Annotated in this window: 14 protein-coding genes and 1 pseudogene; 3 read left to right on the top strand and 12 right to left on the bottom strand. The window is 50.6% G+C overall.

Annotation, left to right across the window (positions count from 1 at the left end; genetic code table 11):
- Positions 1-26 precede the first annotated feature (26 nt).
- From BN1234_RS11410 to BN1234_RS11375, 8 genes are all read right to left on the bottom strand, one after another.
- Positions 27-788 (bottom strand): SDR family NAD(P)-dependent oxidoreductase, encoded by a 762-nt coding sequence (locus tag BN1234_RS11410; protein ID WP_054956788.1) that lies wholly within the window; start codon positions 786-788, stop codon positions 27-29.
- Positions 785-2,536 carry a dihydroxy-acid dehydratase gene (gene ilvD / locus BN1234_RS11405; RefSeq protein ID WP_054956787.1) on the bottom strand — a complete coding sequence of 584 codons (1,752 nt, stop codon included), beginning with the start codon at positions 2,534-2,536 and terminating at the stop codon, positions 785-787. The genes BN1234_RS11410 and ilvD overlap by 4 nt, the downstream gene beginning before the upstream one ends.
- Positions 2,533-3,879: an aspartate aminotransferase family protein gene (locus BN1234_RS11400; protein ID WP_054956786.1), complete on the bottom strand. Its 1,347-nt coding sequence runs from the start codon at positions 3,877-3,879 to the stop codon at positions 2,533-2,535. The genes ilvD and BN1234_RS11400 overlap by 4 nt, the downstream gene beginning before the upstream one ends.
- Positions 3,876-5,375, bottom strand: a complete 1,500-nt coding sequence (locus BN1234_RS11395) for a M81 family metallopeptidase (protein ID WP_054956785.1) — start codon at positions 5,373-5,375, stop codon at positions 3,876-3,878. Before BN1234_RS11395 ends, BN1234_RS11400 begins: the two co-directional genes overlap by 4 nt.
- Positions 5,372-6,697, bottom strand: coding sequence for a GH39 family glycosyl hydrolase (locus BN1234_RS11390; RefSeq protein ID WP_054956784.1), 1,326 nt, complete (start codon positions 6,695-6,697; stop codon positions 5,372-5,374). The genes BN1234_RS11395 and BN1234_RS11390 overlap by 4 nt, the downstream gene beginning before the upstream one ends.
- Positions 6,690-8,339 carry a response regulator gene (locus tag BN1234_RS11385; protein WP_082423169.1) on the bottom strand — a complete coding sequence of 550 codons (1,650 nt, stop codon included), beginning with the start codon at positions 8,337-8,339 and terminating at the stop codon, positions 6,690-6,692. The genes BN1234_RS11390 and BN1234_RS11385 overlap by 8 nt, the downstream gene beginning before the upstream one ends.
- Entirely contained in the window at positions 8,314-10,080 is a 1,767-nt protein-coding gene (locus BN1234_RS22240; RefSeq protein ID WP_054956782.1) for a sensor histidine kinase, read from the bottom strand. The genes BN1234_RS11385 and BN1234_RS22240 overlap by 26 nt, the downstream gene beginning before the upstream one ends.
- Before the next feature lie 120 nt (positions 10,081-10,200).
- Positions 10,201-11,919, bottom strand: a complete 1,719-nt coding sequence (locus BN1234_RS11375) for an extracellular solute-binding protein (RefSeq protein WP_054956781.1) — start codon at positions 11,917-11,919, stop codon at positions 10,201-10,203.
- Between the two features lie 226 nt (positions 11,920-12,145).
- Here BN1234_RS11375 and BN1234_RS11370 point away from each other — a divergent pair, with 226 nt between their 5' ends.
- Positions 12,146-13,105: an ABC transporter permease gene (locus BN1234_RS11370; RefSeq protein WP_054956780.1), complete on the top strand. Its 960-nt coding sequence runs from the start codon at positions 12,146-12,148 to the stop codon at positions 13,103-13,105.
- Between the two features lie 15 nt (positions 13,106-13,120).
- The gene (locus BN1234_RS11365) at positions 13,121-13,999 is read left to right on the top strand and encodes a carbohydrate ABC transporter permease (protein WP_054956779.1); all 879 of its coding nucleotides are present in this window, start codon (positions 13,121-13,123) and stop codon (positions 13,997-13,999) included.
- Between the two features lie 326 nt (positions 14,000-14,325).
- On the opposite strand, the gene BN1234_RS11360 is transcribed toward BN1234_RS11365, so the two are convergent.
- From BN1234_RS11360 to BN1234_RS11345, 4 genes and pseudogenes are all read right to left on the bottom strand, one after another.
- Entirely contained in the window at positions 14,326-17,559 is a 3,234-nt protein-coding gene (locus BN1234_RS11360) for a CehA/McbA family metallohydrolase (protein WP_054956778.1), read from the bottom strand.
- A 323-nt stretch (positions 17,560-17,882) separates the two neighbouring features.
- Positions 17,883-19,298 carry an alpha-L-fucosidase gene (locus tag BN1234_RS11355; RefSeq protein WP_054956777.1) on the bottom strand — a complete coding sequence of 472 codons (1,416 nt, stop codon included), beginning with the start codon at positions 19,296-19,298 and terminating at the stop codon, positions 17,883-17,885.
- 256 nt (positions 19,299-19,554) lie between these two features.
- Positions 19,555-20,067, bottom strand: a pseudogene (locus BN1234_RS11350) (formylglycine-generating enzyme family protein); the annotation flags it as partial.
- 205 nt (positions 20,068-20,272) lie between these two features.
- Positions 20,273-21,103, bottom strand: a complete 831-nt coding sequence (locus tag BN1234_RS11345) for a MerR family transcriptional regulator (protein ID WP_054956776.1) — start codon at positions 21,101-21,103, stop codon at positions 20,273-20,275.
- A gap of 233 nt (positions 21,104-21,336) precedes the next feature.
- On the opposite strand from BN1234_RS11345, the gene BN1234_RS11340 reads away from it, so the two are divergent.
- The gene (locus tag BN1234_RS11340; RefSeq protein ID WP_211751802.1) at positions 21,337-23,301 is read left to right on the top strand and encodes an FAD-dependent oxidoreductase; all 1,965 of its coding nucleotides are present in this window, start codon (positions 21,337-21,339) and stop codon (positions 23,299-23,301) included.
- Positions 23,302-23,321 lie beyond the last annotated feature (20 nt).

The following is a 23,321-nucleotide window of genomic DNA, read 5'->3' as shown; positions in this document are numbered from 1 at the left end:
GGTCATGGTGTAAATTTAATATTTGATTAGTGCATCATCCAGCCGCCATCCACATTCAGCAGCTGACCGGTAATAAAATCACTGTCTCCTGACGCCAGAAAAACAAAGGCACCCTCCAGATCGGAAGCCACTTCCCGTCTGGAGAAGCATTGAGCCTTAGCCAGATACTCTCCGCTTTCCCGGATTGTCTCCATACTTACCTTTTCATACTCCGTTTCCGTGAGCACCGCTCCCGGGGTAATGCAGTTAACGGTAATATTATGCTCGCCTACCTCCCGGGCCAAGGCCCTGGTAAATCCTACAATGGCACCCTTGGAGGTCACATAATGAAGAAACTCCTTCTGGCCCGTAAAATAGGTCACCGAGGATACATTGATAATTTTACCGTATCCCCGCGCAGCCATGGAAGGAAACACAGCCTTGGCGCACAGAAACTGGGACCTTACGTTCGTTCCCATAATGTGATCCCATTCTTCCACTGTAATTTCGGTCCATTTGCGGCGGGGATCCATAGCCGCGTTGTTGACCAGAATATCAATGTAACCGAACTGCCGAATGCCTTCATCCACAAGTCTGGCTACGTCTTCCTCGCGTGAAACGTCCGCCTGGATCGCAATCGCCTCGCCACCCTGCGTACGAATTTCCTCTACAACCTGTTCCGCCAGCTCAGGATGTGAACGATAATTCACGATTACCTTTGCACCCTCCTGAGCATAACGCTTGGCCACAGCTGCGCCGATGGAACGGGAAGATCCCGTTACCAGCGCCACCCGATCTTTAAGTCTCATCCGAATATTCCTCCCTGTGAACAGGATCCGCCCTGCAGGGCAGGAACGGCAGAGCGTGTGTACAGCTTCAGAACACCTTTATGGGAAAAGACCGGTGGCGTCCAGTGCATTTTTCTCTCCTGGTAAATCACGTTCACTTCCTCCGGTTCACATTCAACACCGTTAACACCGATCACATCGATCCGGCGGTTCGGAATATCCACCCGCACCAGATCCTTATCCTTCACCAGGGCAATCGCTCCGCCATCGAGCGCTTCCGGTCCCAGATAGCCGACACACGGCCCCCGTGTAGCACCGGAAAAGCGTCCGTCTGTTACGAGTGAGGTTGTATGGGACAGCACAGGATCAGAAGCAATGAGCTCCGACATAAAGAACATTTCCGGCATGCCGACCGCTTTCGGTCCCTGATAACGGATCACGATCACGTCGCCTGGTCGGATATCACCCCGAATATATGCATCCACACCTTCGCGCTCACTGTCGAATACCCGGGCCGGCCCGGTATGAACCTGCATATCGTCAGCAACGGCAAACTTCTTGATCGTCGCCCCTTCAGGAGCCAGATTGCCGTAAAGCACAGCAAGTGAACCCTCCTGCTTGAGTGGCTTACGGAGCGGATAAATGACATCCCGACGGTTCAGCTTGTAGTTAGCCAGAAACATTTCGGCATAATTTCGCATTTCGTTCGTCCGCATCTCTTTCAGGTTTTCACCGACCGTCCGTCCCGTGACCGTCAAAGCGTCCAGATGTAAAAACTCCTGTATTTCATCCATTACAAACGGTACGCCTCCGGCATACCAGAACAGCTCGGTTGGGTATTTCCCGGCCGTTTTCGTATCCACCAGCACCGGAATTTTCCGGTGAATCTCATCGAATTGTTGAGGTGAGAGCGTGATTCCGATCTCCTTCGCAATGGCGATTAAATGCATGACCGCATTAAGCGAACCGCCGATGGCGGAGTGAACCATGATCGCATTTTCAAAGGCTTCCTTGGTCAAAATATGCTCCGGCCGAATGCCTGCCTGCGCCAGCTTCATCACCTGCTGACCCGCTGCCCGGGCTGCCTTGCGGATTTCCGCATTCGTCGCCGGGATCAGTGCAGTCCAGGGCAGTGCAAGACCAAGCGCTTCCGAGATGACCTGCATCGTTGCCGCGGTACCCATGTACTGGCAGGCTCCGCAGGTTGGGCAGCAGGCTCGCTGAAAGGCAAGAAACTGCTCCTTCGTCATCTGATGCCGCTCCATCTCCACGCTCATATGCCACAGCTCTTCATTCGATTTCATGCACGGTCCCGCCCCCATGGCGCCTCCCGGTACATGAACAGCCGGAATATTCAGCCTGGCGATTGCCATCAGATGAGCGGGGACAGCCTTGTCGCCGGCCGATGTCAGCACCATGGCGTCAAATGGTGTTGCCAAGGCGTGAATCTCCACCATGGAAGCGATCATATCGCGGGAGAGAAGGGAATAATGCATGCCATCATGGGCCTGGGCCACCCCGTCGCAGATATCGGTGGTCGTATAAACAGCCGGCTTGCCTCCCTGCTGAAACACCCCTTTTTCCATCTCGCCGACGAGTTCATTCAGATGATAGGAGCTTGGATGGCTCGCCCCGTGCGTGCTTTCTACAAGCACCTGGATCCGGTCCAGATCCTCCACGGTCCAGTCCATGGACATGCGGAGCGCATCCCCTTCAAAGCTGATTTTTCTGACCTTTTGACTGGCCCGTTCCTTATCCAGTGTACTCATCTCCGGCTCCCTTCCTGCACACCACGGCGGGATGCCAATGCCTGAAGGGCACGGTCCGCCGCTTCCAGCGTTTCCCTAATCTCTTCCTCACTGTGGGCCGTTGAAACGTACCACAGTCCATTCGGACGAATCAGTACACCCTCCTCAAGCATCTGCTCCGCAAATTCGAAGTAAAGCGCGGAATCCCGCTCCGAAAATTCAGCAAAGGAAGACACGTCTTCCCGATCAATAAACATCATGTGGAATACCGGACCGAGCTGGTTAACGACTCCCTGAAGGCCATGGCTGCGCAGCCGTTCCCGAATTCCCTCGGCAAGGGTTGCGGCTGCCTGCTCCATCTTAACGAATGCCTCGCCTTGATTCTCGCCCAGAATATCTAGGGTTGCCAGTGCCGCCGATACCGCGATTCCATTACCGTTAAGCGTTCCAAGATGGCTCACCTGACCGCCCTCGATCAGGTCCATCAGCTGACTAGAGCCCGCTACCGCGCTGAGTGCGATGCCTCCAGCCATAGCCTTGCCCATGGTCATCAGATCCGGCTTGATTCCGAAACGCTCATGAGCGCCGCCCAGCCCGAGACGGAAGCCTGTAATGACCTCATCAAATATAAGTACAATACCCAATTCCGCTGTCAGCTCACGCATCCGTTCCAAGTACCCCGGCTGCGGGGTAAGGCAGCCGTTGTTGCACATCACCGGCTCGGTAATAACCGCTGCGATTTCATCCGCCTGCTCGCGGAGCGCCTTTTCAAGTGCCTCCGGATCGTTCCAGGGCAGCAGGATGATTTCCTGCAGGCTGATCTCGCTTTGTCCCCCGGTGCCCGGCAGCACTTCCTGGTCTCCGGCTCCGCCTTCAGTTTCGGCTTTCATATCCGCGCTTGGGAAGGCGGTGAATATCGTGTCCGACCAGCCGTGGTAATGGCCATGAAAGCGGACGATCTTCTTCCTGCCTGTATAAGCGCGGGCAAGCCGAAGAGCCAGCATGACGGCTTCTGTACCCGATCCGCTGAATGCTACCTTTTCGGCACAGGGCAGAATTTCAATCAGCCTTTCAGCCAAATCGATCTCCCCCTGATGCTGCAGACCAAAAGTAAATCCGCGCTGCATGGCCTCATTCACCGCTGTCACGAGCCCGGGATGCGCGTGGCCCAAAATCAGCGGGCCATAGCCGAGCAAATAGTCGATATAGGTATTGCCGTCGACATCCGTCACCCGTGCTCCCTGCCCCCGTTCCGCAAACAGCGGCACAGGCTTCATCGAAGCCCGCAGCGAGCTGGATACGCCGCCGGCAAGCGCCGCGGCAGACTGTTTGAATTTCTGTTCGGAGTGTGTATATGTTTTCATCTCGGGTTCCTCCAATCAAAGTCATCATCAAAAGGATAAAAAGGACGCTGAACCGCCCTGTAATTCAGCTGTTTCAGATTAGCGGGGCTTCTTCCCGGTGTATCCAGAATATAAATGCGGTCGGACAGCTTTTCGTATTCCGCGCGGAACTGATTGGCCGATTTGACCAAAACGATGTCCGCTTCCTCCGGCATTAGCCCCATGCTGCGGTACATCGCAGGATCACCCGAGAAGGTCGGCCGCTCCGAGACAAGCACAGACAGTTTTCCTGTCTCGATAACAGCACAGCGGCCCATAAACGCTTCAGTTCCGCTTGCGTAGCCTCCTCCAAGCATGAAGCGTCCGTCGCCAATCCGCCGCACAACTCCCGTCAACGGGACTTGCAATCCGTCAGGACACAGGGAGTAGCCAAGCTGGAATGATGCTTCCGATCCGACACCCGCCGTGACCGCCGTCTCGACAGCAGCGGGGTCTACGACCAGGTGAAGGCAGCGGTGCTTGTCAGGAACTCCTAACCGGATCAGTTCAGACAGCACATAGCCGCTGTCACCGGATGATCCCGCTCCCGGACTGTCGGCCGAGTCTGACAGAATCATCGGCAAATCCCCATCCCGCCTGGCATCCGCCATGGCCGCGATTTCCGGCATCGTATACAGCCGAATATCAAATTCATGGCGCTTCTGCCAGAACAGCTCCGCAATCCGTTCCGCTTCCGCTTCCGCCCGTTCTGCATCCCAGCCCACCGTTACGACTGTACAGCCGAGCTCTTCGACATCCAGCCAGGGCTGTACGGGAAACAGTGAGGTGACAAGAGAGTCCCCGTACTCCTCCCCCTGGTCCGCTGCTTTCCATAAATCCGCAAACGGCCCGTAAGTCGTCTGGCTGTTCTCTGCCGGCACAATCATCGGGATTTTCCGCATTCTCACCACCGGCCTACTCTCCCTCCCCAGAATCGAGAAGAGGAGACGGGCTGCACGTTTTCCGGTTTCCGCAAAATCCGTATGAGGATAGGTGCGGAAGCCGACCAGCCCATCCACATTGTCCGTCATCGCCTGCGTGATATTGGCGTGCAAATCCAGCGAAATGACAAAAGGAAGGTCGCCGATCACACTGCGGATCATCCGGATCAGATGTCCTTCCACATCGTCACATTCCTCCGCCGCCATCGCCCCGTGAAGAGCAAAATAAACACCATCCACACCGGAGGCAGCAGCTTCCCGCAAGCGCTCCAAAAGAATCGATGTTAGCTCTTCAACCCCTTGTTTGCTGAATCGTCCGGAAGAGATGGCGTTGGCGGCCATGACCGGTACCAGCCCGGCGCCTCTCTCCCTTGCCTCCTTGATAAAGCCCTGCAGCTCACTCTCTGTCCGCTGCTCCAGAAGGTCCGGGCCATATAAAAGACTGTGCTTGCGAAAGTCATCCATATCGCTCATCCGGCAGCTGAACGTATTACTCTCCTGGATGATGGAGCCGATCAGGATTTTCGGACTTTTCATGAGCCGAGCCTCAGCAAGAGAACCGAGTAAGGGTCCAGATGAAGGGTTCGGTTAAGCGACTCAGGCGTTTCCTCAGCCACCAGGCTCAGCTCATGTCCTTCGTCGATTGCGTAAATCTGCAGCGTCCGGCTTCCGGTGTTCTCCAGGAATCCATCCAAGGTAAGTTCGAGCTCTCTTTGCTCGGAATGAAAATTACTGATCAACACTGCAGCATTGCCTTCACGGTCGCCGGCAGCAAGTGCCGCCACACCGTTCATCTCCCCGGAAACCTCACAGTGCATCCGGTGCGGGAATTCACGCAGCAGCTCATAAGCCTGGAAGACAAAATAGGTTTTCTGCGGTACTCCGTGGTAATCGAACATGCCGCAGAAAAGCGCAGTTGGCTGTGCATCATAATAATTCGCCTGATCCACAGGCAAATCCTGAAGCGAGATAAGCACCTGCGCGACGAAGGAAGCGCCCTCCGCATTTTTTTGCCGGTCAAACGTTTCCTTCCGCAAATACTCATTGCCTTTATCCCAGATCGTTGCAAAATCCGCGGTTAAATAGTTCCATTCATTTAAGTGGCTTTCAGTTTCCGAATACCCGTACTCATTCAGCAGGGAACGAATATGATGGGCATGGCGGGCAATTTTGTCCGGATCAGCCGTATAGGTATGCCAGGAGAAGAAGTCCAGCGGGAGTTTTCTCGCACGGCAGTATTCCAGAAACTCAGGGACAAAATCAGCGGTAGGCCTTGCAACCGCAGGTCCGCCGATCTTTAAGGACGGATTGTAAGCTTTAATGGCTGTCGAGGCGGTTTCATACAACGCGTAGTACTGCTCATGCGTACCCGACCACATTTTGACGCTGTAATCCGGTTCGTTCCATATCTCCCAATACTCGATGCCATAGTGGAACCCGTCCGCCCAGCCTTCATTGTAATGGCGGATAATGCCGATGCAGATTTCAGCCCATTTGCTGTAATCCTCCGGCGGATGAACAAAATATTTCTTCTTCGTATGCTCAATGCTTTCACCCAGCCGGTATACGATCTGCGCCCCGGTCTCTTTCACCGTCCGCAGATATTCGTCACTCTGCGAAAAGTTGTAGCTGGCCGGATCTGACGGATCCTTGCTGAAATCCGGAAAAATAATATGAATGTCCACTTCCCGGGGATGCGGCCAGTTCGGGTCATGAAGACGGACAAGCGGAATGCCCGCCGACTTGAAATAATCCGAGACATCGACCAGAGAACCGTAGGTTACAGGGCCGTTATTGACTCCGTGAAGCGGTTTTATTCTCTCCGTTAGACGTTCGGGATACAGCTTGATATCAGACATGTGTACTCCTCCTGATTTCCTGTGCGTGACTTCCATCGCGATATTCTTGAGGGGTTAAACCAAATTCCTTTTTGAAAACTTTAATAAAATAAGCCGCATTCAGATACCCGATCTGATTGGCGATTTCATAAACCTTCATGTCCGTGTTCTTAAGCAAATGCACCGCCCGCTCCATTCGGACGCGAAGCAGATATTCCTTCAGTCCTTCGCCAGTCTCCAGCTTATAGACCTTCGAAAGATACACCGGATGCATATCCACCTGGGCTGCCAGCGTCTGAAGCGACACATCCTCCGCCAGTCGGACATGGATATGCTCTTGAACCTGCTTGATCAGCGCGGCCCGGGCATCGATAATTTCATCCTTGTTAGAACAGGAAAGCCGCCGGCATACCTCCAAAGCCCATCTCTTCAAGGCGGCCACAGACCCGGCCGGTTCAGCCGGGTGAAGAAACCGCGGCTCTCCCTCACAGTCCAGCACCTCGGTCAGAGTTTTTCCGGCGGAATGTGCATAGTGGTAGCAGGCGGCAAGAACCGTATGATAAATTTCAGACATAATATCCGAGTGGATCAGCTGCACAGGCCCCGACTCCAGCTCTTTAAAAATCGCATCCAGCCGGGATACCGCTTCATCCCACAGTCCCGCTTCAAATAAATGCGCTAGGGACGGAGGCGCCTGCAGAGAAAACAGCGCCTTGAATTCCGGCTCCGGCTGGGCCAGAATCGATGACAGCAGAAGGCCGGAGTCATCGCCGATTCTTCTCCTGAGCGTCTGTACAGCGGACTCGTATGCCGTCCTCAAATCGGCCGGGAAATTGTCACAGCGGCCGTAAACAATCGAAATGCTTTTGCCCAAATAATATTGAACATGATGCTGAAGCTGACTCAGCAGGCGGGATACCGAATCGGCCGGACTGCTTCCGGCATGACCCGGATTCACCCGGACAAGCATGACAAGGTAATCATGCACATCCTTGCACGTCCACAGGTCAAAAAATGCACCTACAATTTCCTCCGCCATGTTGAAGATCGCGTATTCCATCAGATAGCGGTCGCGCGCTTCAGGCACATAATCCTCCAGCCGGATGATGACGGGATATACACCGTCCCCTTTACCGTAGGGAAGATTAAGCACCGGAATTTTCTCCTCCATTTCACGGAGATTCGTCCGTCCTTCCAGCACATTGCGGAGCAGCTCCGAACGTAAGGCAGGAATATGCTGTTTAAGATAATCCCTCGTCCGCTGCTGCGAGCTGACAGCCATCCATTCTTCCCGAAGCTCAGTCGTGATGTTATGTATCGCCTGAATAAGCGCTTCATCGCGTACCGGCTTCAGAAGATATTCTGCAACCTGTAATTTAAACGCCTCACGGGCATATTCGAACTCGGCGTGCCCGGTCAGCAGGATAAACCGGCTTCGTTTGGAACGTCTTCTCAGCTCCTTAAGCAGTTCCAGGCCATCCATGCCCGGCATCCGGATATCTGATATGACGATATCGACAAATTGGGATTCGGTCAGGGCCAGCGCTTCCCTCGCAGAATAAGCGCACAGCACCTCTTCAATGTTCAGTTCCTCCCACGGCATGGTGTGGGTAATGGCATCCACTACGGAAGGCTCGTCATCCACAATCAAGATTCTGAACATGCCTCATCTCCTCCTTTACTCGAAAAATCACGGTAACAACCGTGCCTTCCCCGGGAACGGAGGACACACGAAGCCCCGAGCCCTCCTCGAACATCAGCTTGAGCCGTTGATTCACATTCCACAAACCGAAGGAAGCGTTCTCAAGATTGTCCGTCTGCTCCAGTCTTTCCGATAGTCTCGTCAGTGTATTGGCATCCATTCCGTTGCCGTTGTCGCTGATCTGTATCCGGTACTCTTCGCCAAGATCCTCACCGAGAATGGCGATATGACCTGGGCCGTCCTTAGGCTCCAGGCCATGAATAATCGCATTTTCCACGATAGGCTGCAGCAGCAGACGCGGAATTTCCAGGGTTTTGACCGATTCCGGCACATCAATCTCGTATGAGAACCTTTTGGTCCGGAGATTTTGAATCTCCAGATAGTTGATAATAACCTCGATTTCCTCCCGGAGGTAAGCCTCGGGTTTGGCGATTCGGGTTGTATACCGGAAATATTCGCCCAGATTCAGAGCCATGGCCACTACCGCTTCCTCATCGCCCAGCCGCGCCATATTTTTAATATAAAACAGACAGTTATACAAAAAATGAGGGTTGATCTGGGACTGCAGCTGCTTAAGAACCGCCTCGCGGGACCGCAGCCTTTCCTCGTAAACCTTCTCCAGCAGCTCCTGGATTTCGTAGGCCATATCATTAAACCTCCGATAGAGGAAGGAAAATTCCCCGACACCGACCTTGCTTATCCGGGAGGAATAATCCCCTCTTTTAATCCCATACATGCTTCGCATCAGCTCACGGATGGGGACCTGGATCTGCCGGTATAAAATATAAGCGGCGAGAACGCCGAAGCCCAGCACCACAAACGAAAACAGGTAGAACTGGTTTCGGGATTCCGTCACCGGCTCCAGAATCTTTTCGACCGGGATGGAATCGATCAAATACCAGTTCATCCCGTACAGCGGCATCATGCTGATCCGGTACTGCTGATCGTTAAACCTTGTGGATATATGAGCTTCCTCGTCCTTCAGCTCCTGGCTCTCTAGATAGACAGCAATGTCTTTCCTGAACTGTTCGTCAAGTGTCCGGTTGCCGATAATACCGAGTTCCCGGTTATACAGGAGCGGCTCTCCCTGTCCATCTGCCTTGTACCGGTCCAGCATGCTCTGCATGTGCTGCACGGCAAAGGAGGTTTTCACGACGAGCCGTGCTTTTTCCGGATTGTCGTACGCCGATTCGGGGCTGACGGAATACCATACAAAAGTACCAGCACCCTCCTCTTCCTCCTGTTTATATTGCCAGCCCCTCCTTATTTCCCCGAGCAGCTCGGCGTCATCATAACGCAGAATGCGGCTGGAGGTAGATATGACCTCTCCCGCCAAGCGGGAGTATACGCTGATCTCCGTCCGCCATCCATGAACGCCCGACTGCAGCGAAATATGGTCCAGAATCATATTCGTCCACTTGTTGCGGTCAAACCGATTCCCCGACTGCTTCAGATATTCCAGTTCACGGATAGCAGGATCATGGCTTGTCAAAAGAGAGTTAGTCGAGATCTGGTTTACTTTTTCCTCCAGCTCATTTTTCAGAAACCTCAGCTTGTTCAGATGATCGGCCTCAATTTCCTTCTCGATCACCTTTACTGTATTCCGGTTGTAGACGGTGAACAGCACCATCATCAGAAGAATGAGACTCAGAATGAGTACCACAACCTTGGTGAACACCGTTAGTCGACGTTTAATGCCCATTGCTACCACGCCCTTGCAGCAGTATTAAAAGAATTTTTTAAAAACATTCCCTACCCTGCATGGCTATTCCTGTAAGCCCGGGCATAAATGAGCCGGAATACCTTCATTTTCCCATCTTTGTTACTGGGTAACGCTGGTATACCATTCATTAACTTCCTTCGTAATCTGCTCACCGCCCTGCTTATTCCACTCCTCAACGAATTTGTCGAAGGAGTCCAGTGACTCGCCGCCAAATACGATTTTGCTGTAAGTTTCCATCTCGAGCTTCTTCAGATAGTCCCACTTGCTTTCCATTGTTTTCGTTTTACCGCCGGTAAACGCCGTTTTGACGGAATGCTCTCTCGAGTTCCATACATTCGTCGCGGACTGGAGCTCAATCGGTGGAACGAAGCCGCCCCAGATCTTTTCGTATGGTGTTTCCGCCTTGCCCGATTCGGCAATCTTCACGAGAGCCTGAACGTTCTGGGAAGGAATACGCGGACCCTGATCCAGCAGACCGTAGAAGAATACGCGTACGCCGCCGCCTGGAACCTTTTCAAGGTCATAGGTAACCTTGCCGTCCACCATATCCCAGTCATAGCCCTTGGCCCAGCCATTTTCAAACTCGCTTCCCGGCTTCGGATCTGCAACGTTATCGAACATGTAATTTGCATAGTGGAAGAAAATCTCCGGATTCTTCATATCTTTATTGATAAACAATGCGCCATTGTATGGATGGCGGCCATAGTGCATGCTTTTTCCGTCCGGTCCTGTCGGCAGAGTAAAGGTCGTCAGCTCCGCTCCCGGATTATTCTTGGTCAGATCTCCCATTGGCCATGCCTCAGACCAGTAAGGTCCTGCAAAAGTTCCTCCGCTGCCTGCTGACATAAATGCACCTGCCTTCTCGGCGTTCCAGATGCCTGCCTCCTGCGGGATATAGCCTTTCTCAACCCATTCCTTCAGCTTCTGAAGGCCCTGCTTGATCTCCGGCTGAACGGAACCGTACGCGATGGTTCCATCGTCTTTCTTAATCCAGAATGACGGCATGGAGCCATAGGCACCGAACACCCAGCCAAGGCCAAACGAATCGCCGTATGAATCCTTCAGACCTGTTGAGACACCGTACGTATTTTTCTGTCCGTCTCCATCAGGATCGCCGTTAGTAAAGGCATCCAGCATTTTTTCATATTCATCAAGTGTCTTTGGCGGATCCAGATTCAGCTTCTTCATCCAGTCTCCGCGGACCCAGAGGACAGGATCATTGTTGTAGTCGTAATCAAGATTCGGAATGCCGTACCGCTTTCCGTCCCTCGTAAATTCATGCCATACAGATGGATCTTCACTCATAGCCTTCTTCCATGTTTCTCCTGCATACTTGTCAAAAAGCTCGCCAACCTCCATAAACTTGCCTGAGTCGATCAGCATTTGGGCTTCCTGGCCGCTTGCAAACAGCACGTCCGGCATTTTTTCATTCGAAGACAGGGCCAGTTTCAGCTTGGTGGCATAGGCTCCATTCGAATCTTTCACGGACCACAGATTCTTGATCTCAATGCCCAGATTGTCTTTTACCCAGCGGTAATGAACATTGTCGTCAATAGTTTCCCCATTCTTAAACTGTACAGCCCCGGCCATGCGGCGTACTGTCGTGATGGTGACAGGCGGATCGAATTTGCCGTTGACGGGTTTTAGCCCCTCATCTGGTGCCTCGGCCTTTGCTGGTTCGGTCTTTCCTTCTTCGGCTTTTACTGGTTCGGCCGTTTTTCCAGTATCGCCCCCTCCTCCCGAACAGCCGACAACGGTAACGAAGACCAGAAGCATTGTCATTGCTATTACAAGAAATCTGCGAACATGGTTTGCCATTTGCCTTCCCTCATTTCCTAAATAAATTTATCTCTTATCCTAAACTCATTTATCCTTAGAAGAAATAATCCATTATTAACAACCGATACGCTTTTATTAATATGCGGTGTGCTCTTTCTGAAATGGTTAATAAAACGGTATTCCATGTTAATGATCCGTTATTTGGATGCCCTGGAACCCATGCTAGAATTATGGATAACTCTAACAAGTGAAGGATGGTTATGCCATGGACGTGCATGTTGAAAGTGTTCCCGCGACCCCAGCCATCGTAAAAAAAAGGCAGCGCCTGCTTCGTCACCGCAAAGTGACCTGGGCGTTCCATCTCATGCTGCTGCCCGCGGTAGTACTGGCTCTACTGTTCAATTATTTGCCGATGTTCGGCTCTGTTATGGCCTTTCAAAATTTCAAGCCCTGGACGGGGTTCATCAATTCCGAATGGGTGGGCCTGGAGCATTTTGCCGCCATCTTTGAACGCAAGGACAGCACCCAGGTGATTATGAATACGCTGCTGATCGCTGTTCTCAAGATTGTATTCATCATTATTGTCCCGGTCGTTTTTGCCCTGATGCTCAATGAGGTCCGGAAATCCGTATTCAAGCGTACGATTCAGACCTTCGTCTATCTCCCGCATTTCTTGTCATGGGTGATCTTGGGCGGTATTCTGGTGGATCTGCTGTCTCCTCAGGGAGGATTGGTCAATCGCATTATGACGGAATGGTTCGGTCTGAACCCGGTCTTCTTTCTGGGCGACGGCGACTGGTTTCGCTTTACTGCTGTCCTCAGTCATATCTGGAAGGAGTTCGGCTACGGAACGATTATTTATCTGGCCGCCCTCGCCGGCATCAATCCCAATCTGTATGAGGCGGCCGAGGTCGACGGCGCGAACCGCTGGCAGCAAACGCTCTTTATCACACTTCCTGCCCTCGTTCCGATCATTGTGGTTTGCGCAACTCTCGAGCTCAGCAACATCCTGAGCGGGGGATTTGACCAGATTTACAATCTGTACAATCCGATGGTATACGACAAAGGCGACATCATCGATACCTTCGTCTACCGGGTCGGCATCCTGGATCAGCAGCTCAGCTTTTCAGCGGCGATTGGCATGTTTAAATCCGTAGTCAGCCTTGTTCTGGTCGTTCTGGTTTACCGTATCGCCCACAAGGTTGCAAACTATCGAATCTTCTAGGAGGAGGCGCACCTGATGTACTATAAAACAAGATCCTACCGCACGTTCAGCGTGTTCAACTATGCTCTTCTGGCGTTCATCGGCTTTATCTGCCTGCTGCCCCTCGTCCATACGCTGGCTGTCTCATTAAGCGGAAAAGCGCCGGCCAATGCCAATCTGATCGGGCTGCTGCCTGTTGATTTTACCTTTGATGCCTACAAAAAAACACTCAACAACCCGGACTTTCTGCGCTCTCTCGTCGTAGCCGTGCAGCGGACCGTAATCGGTACAGCTTTTGGGATGCTGGTTGTCTTCCTGGCAGCCTACCCGCTGTCCAAGCATAATTCCTCCTTCCGTACGCGACCGTTCTACGCCTGGTTTTTCATCATTACACTGCTGTTCAGCGGGGGCATGATTCCGACCTATATCGTCGTACAGAAGCTGGGCCTTATGAACTCTCTTTGGGCTCTTATACTGCCGTCTGCAATCAACGTATGGCTGCTCGTCCTTATGATGAGCTTTTTCCGCGGCATTCCCCGTGAGCTGGAGGAAGCATCACTCATCGACGGAGCCGGTCATTTCAGGATATTATTTCAGATCTTTTTGCCGATTTCCCTGCCTGCGGTGGCTACGCTGTCCCTGTTTACGATGGTAACCCATTGGAACTCCTGGTTCGACGGGCTGATCTATCTGTCACAGTCGGATAAATACCCATTGTCGACCTTCCTTCAGACGATATTAGTTCAGATTGATGCGACCCAGCTGTCTTCCTCTGGACGTGATCTGGAAAACATCTCGAACAAAACGGTCAAGTCGGCTCAAATCTTCATTGGTGCGCTGCCTATTCTGCTTGTGTATCCCTTCCTGCAAAAGTACTTTGTCAAAGGCATCGTGCTGGGCGCTGTAAAGGAATAAGATGTTTTGTTCTTTTGTGTGAGACGCTCCGCGGACGAAACATCCCTCCAATCGCTCTTGCCCCCGAATTTCCTGAATCATTATCTAACGGGAGAAATTCGGGGACAAAGCTTATGCTTCCGATGTAGCTTTCCTTTGGAAAGCTTTTAGCGATCGCTTCGCTTTTCCAGGATCGCTTCGTCCTCTACGCTGCTTCGTGCAGGTACCACTATAAAAACAAACAGGGCACTCAAGGTTCATCCTTGGGTACCCTGTTTTATTCAGTGAACATTTATCCATACGTTTAAAGCATCTGTGCTTTCGGGGGAAAATCCCTTTAGCTTGAGTTATTCTTCCTCTTGCTCTACAGCCGAATAGTCTTCATGAGATTCGAGCCCTTGCTCGCCGCCCTTACCTTTGCCGGTGCCTGTGCCTTTCGTTCGGTTAACACGAACGGTATAGCTTTTCACAGTCTGTCCGTCCCGTGCTGTTACATCAATTCTAATATTGTTTATGCCAGGATTCAGCTTGACAGGATCCGAGATCTGACCGTCCACAAGTTCAGTACCATTCACTGCAATCTTCGCCTTGATGTCGGAAGCCAATGCAGTGATGCGTACGCTGTTAACGGACGTAGTTACTTCTGTATCATACTCGGTCACATTTGGATGAAAAGCAAGGGATAATTCCCCTTGGCTCAGTGATAAAGCTGACAGATCGGCATTTTTCATGCTCTCGGTATCCAGGGAGATCAGATAACGATAGTCCCGCGCCGTGCCGTCTTCTGCGGTTACGGTAAATTTCAGTATTCCTTGCTTCGCCGTTCCGCTAACCAGCTCTTTAAAGCTCAAATCGGATACCTGTGCATTTTCCCGGGTGACAATCTGCAAATTCTCCACCTGGAAAGCATCCCCGATGATGCCCAGTGTTCCTATCCCAAAGCGGGGCTGACCCTCAAACATTTCCTCTCCGTCATAAGCTAGCGATTCCACGAGCACCGAATTCGGAGTGCCTGCTTCGATCCAAATGGGATTCGAGTAAGCGAAGCCCGTGCCTGTCAAAGGCCCGATGCCTGAACTGTTCTCATTGGATTTCTCGCTGAATACCTCGAGCCTGTAAAACTCCCGGTCCTTCACCGGTATCTCCAGGCTTTTAAGATATAGATTCTTTCCCTGGCCAGTCAGATCTTCCTCAAATACAATTTCACGTTTATCGTAATCCGCCATATCGCCTGTCACCGGATATTTGATGACCTGGACACGGGTCAGGCTGGAGTTGGGATCCATGGCCTCGATGTTCATGACAGCCTTGCCGGACTCATTAATCCGCAATGTCCCGCCCATATCGATGCCATCCAGACTGAACCGGATCTCCGGCCCATTAGTACCGAAATAACTGCCAGTGCGCAGCAGCTCCAGTACATTCTCCTCCGTCAATCCTTCCATGCGGCCTTTACTGTAAGTATCCCCTGCCTTATCCCGGGTATGTGCATCGGTATTCGTTATGCCGTAATACTTGCGGTCTCCACGTATGTTGATTTCATCCCAGAACTTGAACGCCCGTTCATTCACACCGCGGTCCAGCGCATGCCAGGTTCCGTTCCATACCTCCACACCCGTAAAGCCGCGCCATTCATAAGGTGTTTTCAAGGCATAGGTCTGCTCGAACGGATGAGCGAAGTAAAAGAGACTGCCCTGATTCGTGACCTCGTTGATACTGTCCTGCCAGGTATATCGTTGACCGTCAATATCAAAGCGCGGTGCTTGATCGTTGCCATAAACCAGCGCATGACCCATTGAGGTGGTGACTTCTGTACCTGCCAGACTGAGAAAGCGTCCATCGTAGCTGGCCGTTACCTGATCCGCATCAGCCTTATGGGAGAATTTATTATGCTCCTGGCTCCATGCCCAGGACAGCAGCCTTTTGCCATATACGCTTGCCGAGTTCTCCGCGATCGTATTCACGCCGTCACTGTGCTTGGTATGAGTGTGGTTGTCCCCTCCGTAATAGCCTGCACCAAAGGCATCGAAGCTTTGCCGGCTTATTAATTGAAACATTCCTTCTTTACTTGCCGTCGCCTGAATGTCTGAGCGACCGCCTTCCAGAGCTGCGGCCTGGACCTTCCACTCCTTCTGCTCACCAGGTGCCAGCTCCGAAATAGCGCCCTTCCCGCTCTCCAGAAGATGGACGAAATATGGCGCCCTGATTTCCAGCTGAACGTCTTGAATTGGCTGATCCGTCACATTTTTAACAGATACCGTAATTTCAAAAGGCTCCTCAGCGGCAAGCACAGAAGGTAATGTCACCTGCATCTCCGCAAATTTGCGCATCAGAAAATCGGTTTGAAGACGGTCCCCGCCATTCAGCTCCACTGTCCGGCTTTCCATCGAGTAAGCGCTGTTCATCGGCGTGATCTCGTATATGCCTTTTTTGGCGAATATCTGATATTTACCGTTCTTATCGGTCATGGCTCTTGAATACAGAGCACCGCTTCCATCTCTGGCCTCGACTTCTGAAAAAGCGACCGGTTCTCCAGCTTCATTGGTCAGCTGTCCCAGGATACTTCCGTAATCCGCCGGATTCTCGTTATCCCGGATAAACCGTGCCCAGAATTCTGCAACCGCGTAAGGCTTATCACCGGGGCCTGCTACATGAGGCAGATGGTAGACAACATAATCCTTGGATTGACCGTTCGGAATATTGGCCTCAAACCACGTACCCATGAAAATGGCCTCGTGCATAATCGACTTTGGCTGCTGGTCCTGCGGCCAGATGATCGCATGTGCCGTTTTGCCCGAAAACGTGTTGTTAATTCCGCTGAAGAGATAGTTCTCCGTCCAGCCTTCCCGGATCGGATTTTTCTCCTGGCTGTATACCCAGTTCCTTCCCGGAAGATAGCTATGCTGCTCTCCCGGCTGGTCCGGGTCGATAATATAGCCGAAGCTTCCGTTGAAGTCTTTTCCGGTGCGGTTATCCAGCGTGACCTCCATTTTAATCAGCGGCGTGCCTTCAACAATGGAGTAACGTACAGACGATTTCATCTGGTCGTTGAAATCCCAATCCCCGCTGGCGGCAATCGTGCTGCCATCCAGGCGGATATTCGGGAACTCCAGCTTGTGCAGAGGATGGAACCAGGACCATTCCATATGCTTGCCGGCCGCTTCGTCTGCCGGGGTCACTCCGAGATTATCACTCAGCACAAATTCCGTGTAATCAAGGTTTTCCTGCATCGTCTGCTTCGGAACCGCATCCATCATATGTCCTCGGGTCAGCGATCCCCATTTGTTATTACCGGATGCGTTATCTGTCCAGTCCTTGGGATCCATCCCGGCAGTTCTTACCGTCCCGACTGTAAGCTTCACCTCCGGGCTTTCCAGATAGTAATAGTCATTTGCCGGCCACCAGTCTCTGGACGTCCCTTCATACGTAAATCCCGGATCGTCCTTTGTCACGCCCCCGGTTATTCCGCCAGAGCTCTCTTCCGCCGATACAGGCACCCAGTTGAAAGCGCTTACTGAAATCAGTGCTGCGAGCATAGCCATTCCGGCCCTTTTGGCCGTGTTCCCTCGTTTCTTCATCATTTCATGCCTCCTATGTTTTTATCAATGAACAGGTTTGTATCCCGGTGAGATCTCCGCCTTCACCTCCCTTTCCCTCCATCATAGAGAAGCCGTGAAGCCTTCGAAATAAGACTTTTTAAAGATGCGATATGGAATTATAAAGGTGCAGAAAAAGAAAAAAACAAAAAAACTGCCTTTTCAGACAGTTTTAAATATTCCATAACATCTATTCATCCTTTAACGGATCCAATCATCACGCCTTTTATAAAAAACCGCTGCAGGAACGGATACAGGAGAAGCATGGGAATTGATGAAACGAGCTGTGAAATAAGCATTCCATTCAGTTAACCCCGGTATACCTCAAACGCAGAAAGTGTAGGGCACCATCTGGATTCGTTAATCTTTAAGCGGATATACCGGGACTTAAGGTCCTCAAACCGGCATATACGCTTATAACCGATAACCGTACCGTGATATAGCAGCTTCCACTCTCCGTTCTCCAGATATTCCAGCTCAAAGCGCTCAATTCGCTGGCTGTAAGGATTCTCCTTTAGCACAATATGATTGATTATCTTCTCATCCAGCAGATCCACTTCAATCAACGCCTGCTCAGTACCCTCTTCAGGCGACCAGAACGTGTCACGCTTTCCGTCCAGAATATGCTGGACCCCGTAACCTTGCCTGGTCTCCGAAGCCACTGCCGCTGCTCCTTCAGCCAGATTCGTCCTAAAGGTATTGCGGAGTGTCTCTCCGAGCTCCTTCAGGCGTGCGCGGTCATTCTCGTGAATGAGTCCGCGCTGATCCGGAGGTAAATTCAGTAGGAAGGTTGCGTTTCCGCCAACCGAGCCGTAATAAATGTGAAGCAGTTCATCAAGTGACCGTACCTTATCGTCCTCATCCGCGTGATAGAACCAGCCAGGGCGAATGGATGTATTCACCTCCGCAGGATACCACACCAATTTCTGTTCCTTAGAAATAATCTCTCTGCTCCCCAAGTCACGGTCCTGGGAATCATAGCGGCGGGAAAATTCACGGTCATCTGTCTGCTGCGATTTTTCCTGCACTCGCTCACTTGAGCGGAGGGATTCCGGCACGACACTCCATTCCGATTCGCGGCAATACCCCGCTTCGTTTCCGCACCACCGGATATCCGGTCCGCATACGGAAATTACCGCATTGGGTTGAAGCTTGCGGATGACCGAATAGTAGGCGTCCCAATCATATTCCTGACGCTTCCCGTTCGGACCTTCACCGCACGCGCCGTCAAACCAGACGCAGAAAATATCACCGTAATTCGTCAACAGCTCTCTTAATTGATTAATAAAATACGTATTGTACCTTTGCGAGTCCCCGTAGGAGGGTTCATGGCGATCCCACGGAGACAAGTAAATCCCGAACTTAATTCCACCCTGGCGGCAAGCATCTGCAACCTCCCTGACGATATCCCCCTCACCGTGTTTCCAAGGACTGCTCTTGACGGAATGCTCCGTAAACTGGCTTGGCCACAGACAAAATCCATCATGATGCTTACAAGTCAGAATGAGTCCTTTCATGCCGGCATCACGGCAGGACTCCACCCACTGCCTGGCATCAAACTGGGTAGGATTAAATATCGCCGGATCCTCCGTGCCGTCCCCCCATTCTTTATCGGTAAACGTATTCACCGTAAAGTGTATAAAGGCATAGAATTCCATCTCCTGCAAGGCCGCTTGTCTGTCTGAAGGCTTTATCTGTGCAGCATATTGAATCCAATCATTCATGCAATGTTCCTCCCATTTTCCCAACGCTTTCTGGTAGTGCCAAATAAATATCCAATAGGTTCGTACTTTTTCGCAGAGGGATAATTGTAAACGCATTCAGGTATAAACAGGGCTAAGATCACTATATTATAGTATGCTGCTCAGACATCTGTACAGAGTGCACAAGGAGACTTCATCAGAGCTTGGCTGAAGGCGGTCCATTACTCGCCAAGGAATACAAAATGATGATGGAGAAGCAAGATTATGATCCCTTGACTTACAAAGAACGCGCCACACGAAATCCACAGTTCCCTGACGAACTATCTGGCGTATTGGAGCTGCGTGCCGCTACGCGGTAACGGTTGCAATACGATCTGTGACACAAGTAGGATCCGCCGCGCATCGAACGCCTTCCGGTCGGCTTCAGGTATTCCGGATTGCGGTCGGATGTCAGCCGGTGATAGTCCGGGCTAAACCAATCACTGCACCATTCCCATACGTTACCGGAAACATTATATAGGTCATATCCATTGGCCTGGTATGCATCCACGGGTGCGGTTCCTATATAACCATCGAGGGCTTGGTTTCGCATGGGAAATTTCCCCTGCCAAATGTTGCAGCGGTGCTCCCCTTCCGGTTTCAACATATCTCCCCACGGATAGGTTTTGCGAGCGAGACCTCCTCGTGCCGCATACTCCCATTCGGCTTCTGTCGGCAGACGAACGCCGGCCCATTTACAATAAGCCTCCGCATCATGCCACGATATGTGGATCACAGGGTGATTCATTCGCCCCACCGGAAGAGAACCGGTAGCTTGCCTGAGCCACATTTTATAATAGATATAAGAAACCGGGGCCTTCCGTTAGGGAGGCCCCGGTTTCTTATAGATTTCCATCTTTCCTATGTTTCAAGGGGACATTTTCTTGAATATCTGTTCTCCTTACTGTTTCCTGATCTATGCAGAATACATAATCATATCCGCCATGCATCTGCCATCATTCACTCTCCAAGGGGATCATGATTATACGGTGATAATATTTCCCCCCGTTATCGAGCGTTTCAAGTAAAGTACGGATGAGGATATCTCCATTGGGAGTTAATCGATGCTTTTCCAGAACATGCAAAGGTCTTTCCAATACCCGGTTAATGAAGTCTTGTTCTTTGGGATTGCCGCCAACCTGTGAACTCTGATAGATAAGCCCCCAGCTTTCATTGATTTCCTCCACAGGGTCTTCGACATATAGATTAAGGGTTTCAGCATGCTCGCTGTTGATCGAAAGCCCAAAAGTCAGATCACTGTACTTTTTATTATGAAAAGTGATACGGGAACATTGCTCCACGACAGGTATAGAATTGATCCAATTAGATAGCTGATCCCGAACAGACCTGGAAATTGGAGCAAAGTTATATCCTTTGGAATGCGGAAAAAAATAGCGCGAACCTATCTTTCCGATATACCATTTCCCGTCAAAGTTATCATTTTGTATATCCCGTAGCAGCGTACATAGATGTTGAGCATAATGTAAAACAAGCTGTTTGTCGCTAATTTCATCAGCTAGTGCTTCTGTTTTCTCGATCAGGCTGTCAACTAAGGTGTCTATGGAATTATGGTGCAGCATATTCTCAATCTCACGAAGCTTAAAGCCTAGCTTCTGGAATTTTTTACTTTCAAGAATCTGTGGAACTTGAGTTAAGTGATAGTAACGGTACCCACCTTCCCCGCGTTTCTCGCTGTTGATTATATTATGCTTCTCGTAATGTTTTAGTAAGTCGGGAGTTACACCTAAATTAGCAGCGAAATCCCCAATTTTATATTTATCCATCATATTTTTCACCCTGCGTTTAACATATTTTCGATTATTTCACTATGATTGATCCTCTTTATGAAGAGTAGACCTTAATATCCAATATACTATTTGTGAATTTTGTAACAATCTATAGTCTATATCACTCTTTTTCAAATATGCTATACACTTTTTGTCATTTGACCTAAATGTAACACAGGGTTTTACACTATCGATGGAAATTATATTACTCATAGGCTCAAGGGGAGGTTGTAATGGAAAATTCAAAAAAAATGGGGTCAAAGCTTTCAATCATTCTTCTTAGTTGCTGTATCGTTCTTAGTGCATGCACCGGAAATGGAGCGAGTGATACTGCTGCTGCAACAAGTGATACTGCCGTTGCGGCAAAAGGTGAAGAAAGCTACAAAGCCGGAACTTATACGGGCAGTGGAGAGGGTAAAAACGGTGATGTAGCAGTCGAAGTTACTTTCTCTGATACAGAAATCACGAATATTGAAGTCAAACAAGGCTCCGAAACCGAAGGACTTGCTGATCCTGCTCTGGAGAAGATTCCAGCGAGTATCCTGGAAGGTCAATCCTTGGCGGTAGATGCGATTTCTGGTGCTACTGCTACAAGCAATGCCATTATCGATGCTGTTGCCGACTGTGTACAGCAAGCGGGCGGAGATGTAGAGAAGCTTAGGTCCAAAACCATCGTAAAAAATGGGGTTAACGAAGAAATCACAACTGAAATCGTCGTGGTCGGCGGCGGTGCCTCTGGATCTTCTGCAGCTTTAAAGGCTGCTGAGAATGGTGCAAAAGTGGTGGTGGTAGAAACGACTGCAAGTCCTGCAGGACAAGGGACTATGGCAGGCGGCATGTTTGCGACAAATTCTTCGCAGCAAACCGAAAAAGGTGAAACGGTTGATCCGAAGTGGTATTATGATCAATTCGTAGACACAGGAAACTATCAAGTGAATGGCGGTTTGCTGTCTAAAGTGATTCAAAATTCCGGAGAAACGGTAGACTGGCTAATTGAGAACGGAGTAAAGTTAACCCTTGCTCATCCGGCTACTGGCGGTTATTACGAGCATATCGAGACACATCCCGCTTCCACTCTGCATGGGTATACGGAAGGCGGAGTGAAGGGAATTACCGCTTTGCACAATTCGATTCAGAATAAGGGCGGACAAGTGCTGTATGAAACCACAGCTAAAGACATCATCACAGAAGATGATAAAGTTACTGGGATTATTGCCGAAAAAGCAGATGGCGGCACACTGACCATTCATGCCGATGCTGTTATTTTGGCTACGGGCGGATTTGGCGGTAATGAAGAAAAGGTGGCTGAAACCTTTGGTGAAGGATTTGGTCAAAGCCGTGTAGCAACGAATGTGGGAACGGGTATTGAGTTTGCTAAAAAAGCTGGCGGAGACGCTGATTATGATAAAGCGATCATGATGCATTACGGCGTATCCCGTGGCGGAACCAGCTGGAATACGACTTTGAATACAGCGCTGCTGAACCCTTATCTGCATGTCGATGTGGACGGCAATCGCTTTATGAATGAAGAATTTACATTTGAGCCGATTAAATCATCTAACGTCATTAAGTCTCTTCCCCAGCAAACAGCGTACGAATTGTTCGATTCTACATTGATCGAAACAGTGAAGGAAAAAGGCTTTGCTGGTATTACCGATGTATTCGGCGGTGAATTGGCAACCAATCCGACGAAATTCATCGAAGTGGGACATGAGATTGATACCTCTAAACGTTACGAAGATAGCATTACGCCTGTGGATTTAACAGAAGAAATTAACAAGCTCGTAGAGGAAGGTGCCATTATCAAAGCGGAGAGCCCTGAAGAAATGGCAGAGAAGCTTGGTATGTCCAACCTGGTTGACACGATTAACCGCTACAACGAGCTTTGTGCGGAAGGTAAAGATACAGATCACTTTAAGGATGCGAAGTACTTGGATAATCTAGAGGGTACGCTGTATGCGGTTAAGATTACCCCTTCTGTATTCCTGGGTACACTGGGCGGAATTGAAGTCAATCAGAACCTTCAGGTAATCGGTGAAGATGGCAAGACCATTCAAGGACTGTATGCTGCAGGAAGTGAAGTAAGCGGCGTATACAGCGACAGCTATGTTTATCTGGAAGGCGGAACATTGGGCTTTGCCTACGGTTCCGGACGAATCGCTGGAGAGAAGGCTGCTGCTGAAGTGACAAAAAAGTAGATTAACGATAACAGGTACCC

Origin of the sequence: Paenibacillus dakarensis (genome assembly GCF_001373415.1) — a bacterium.
Classification (GTDB): Bacteria; Bacillota; Bacilli; order Paenibacillales; family Paenibacillaceae; genus Paenibacillus_AQ; species Paenibacillus_AQ dakarensis.
This window is presented reverse-complemented; position numbering and strand designations above follow the sequence as displayed.

Excerpts from the sequence above, each read along its gene's own strand:
- BN1234_RS11385 (WP_082423169.1), bottom strand. The coding sequence starts at position 8,339 with ATGTTCAGAATCTTGATTGTGGATGACGAGCCTTCCGTAGTGGATGCC.
- BN1234_RS11345 (WP_054956776.1), bottom strand. The coding sequence starts at position 21,103 with ATGATGGATAAATATAAAATTGGGGATTTCGCTGCTAATTTAGGTGTA.
- BN1234_RS11360 (WP_054956778.1), bottom strand. The coding sequence starts at position 17,559 with ATGATGAAGAAACGAGGGAACACGGCCAAAAGGGCCGGAATGGCTATG.
- BN1234_RS11400 (WP_054956786.1), bottom strand. The coding sequence starts at position 3,879 with ATGAAAACATATACACACTCCGAACAGAAATTCAAACAGTCTGCCGCG.
- BN1234_RS11390 (WP_054956784.1), bottom strand. The coding sequence starts at position 6,697 with ATGTCTGATATCAAGCTGTATCCCGAACGTCTAACGGAGAGAATAAAA.
- BN1234_RS11340 (WP_211751802.1), top strand. The coding sequence starts at position 21,337 with ATGGAAAATTCAAAAAAAATGGGGTCAAAGCTTTCAATCATTCTTCTT.
- BN1234_RS11410 (WP_054956788.1), bottom strand. The coding sequence starts at position 788 with ATGAGACTTAAAGATCGGGTGGCGCTGGTAACGGGATCTTCCCGTTCC.
- BN1234_RS11365 (WP_054956779.1), top strand. The coding sequence starts at position 13,121 with ATGTACTATAAAACAAGATCCTACCGCACGTTCAGCGTGTTCAACTAT.
- BN1234_RS11395 (WP_054956785.1), bottom strand. The coding sequence starts at position 5,375 with ATGAAAAGTCCGAAAATCCTGATCGGCTCCATCATCCAGGAGAGTAAT.
- BN1234_RS11355 (WP_054956777.1), bottom strand. The coding sequence starts at position 19,298 with ATGAATGATTGGATTCAATATGCTGCACAGATAAAGCCTTCAGACAGA.
- BN1234_RS11375 (WP_054956781.1), bottom strand. The coding sequence starts at position 11,919 with ATGGCAAACCATGTTCGCAGATTTCTTGTAATAGCAATGACAATGCTT.
- ilvD (WP_054956787.1), bottom strand. The coding sequence starts at position 2,536 with ATGAGTACACTGGATAAGGAACGGGCCAGTCAAAAGGTCAGAAAAATC.
- BN1234_RS22240 (WP_054956782.1), bottom strand. The coding sequence starts at position 10,080 with ATGGGCATTAAACGTCGACTAACGGTGTTCACCAAGGTTGTGGTACTC.
- BN1234_RS11370 (WP_054956780.1), top strand. The coding sequence starts at position 12,146 with ATGGACGTGCATGTTGAAAGTGTTCCCGCGACCCCAGCCATCGTAAAA.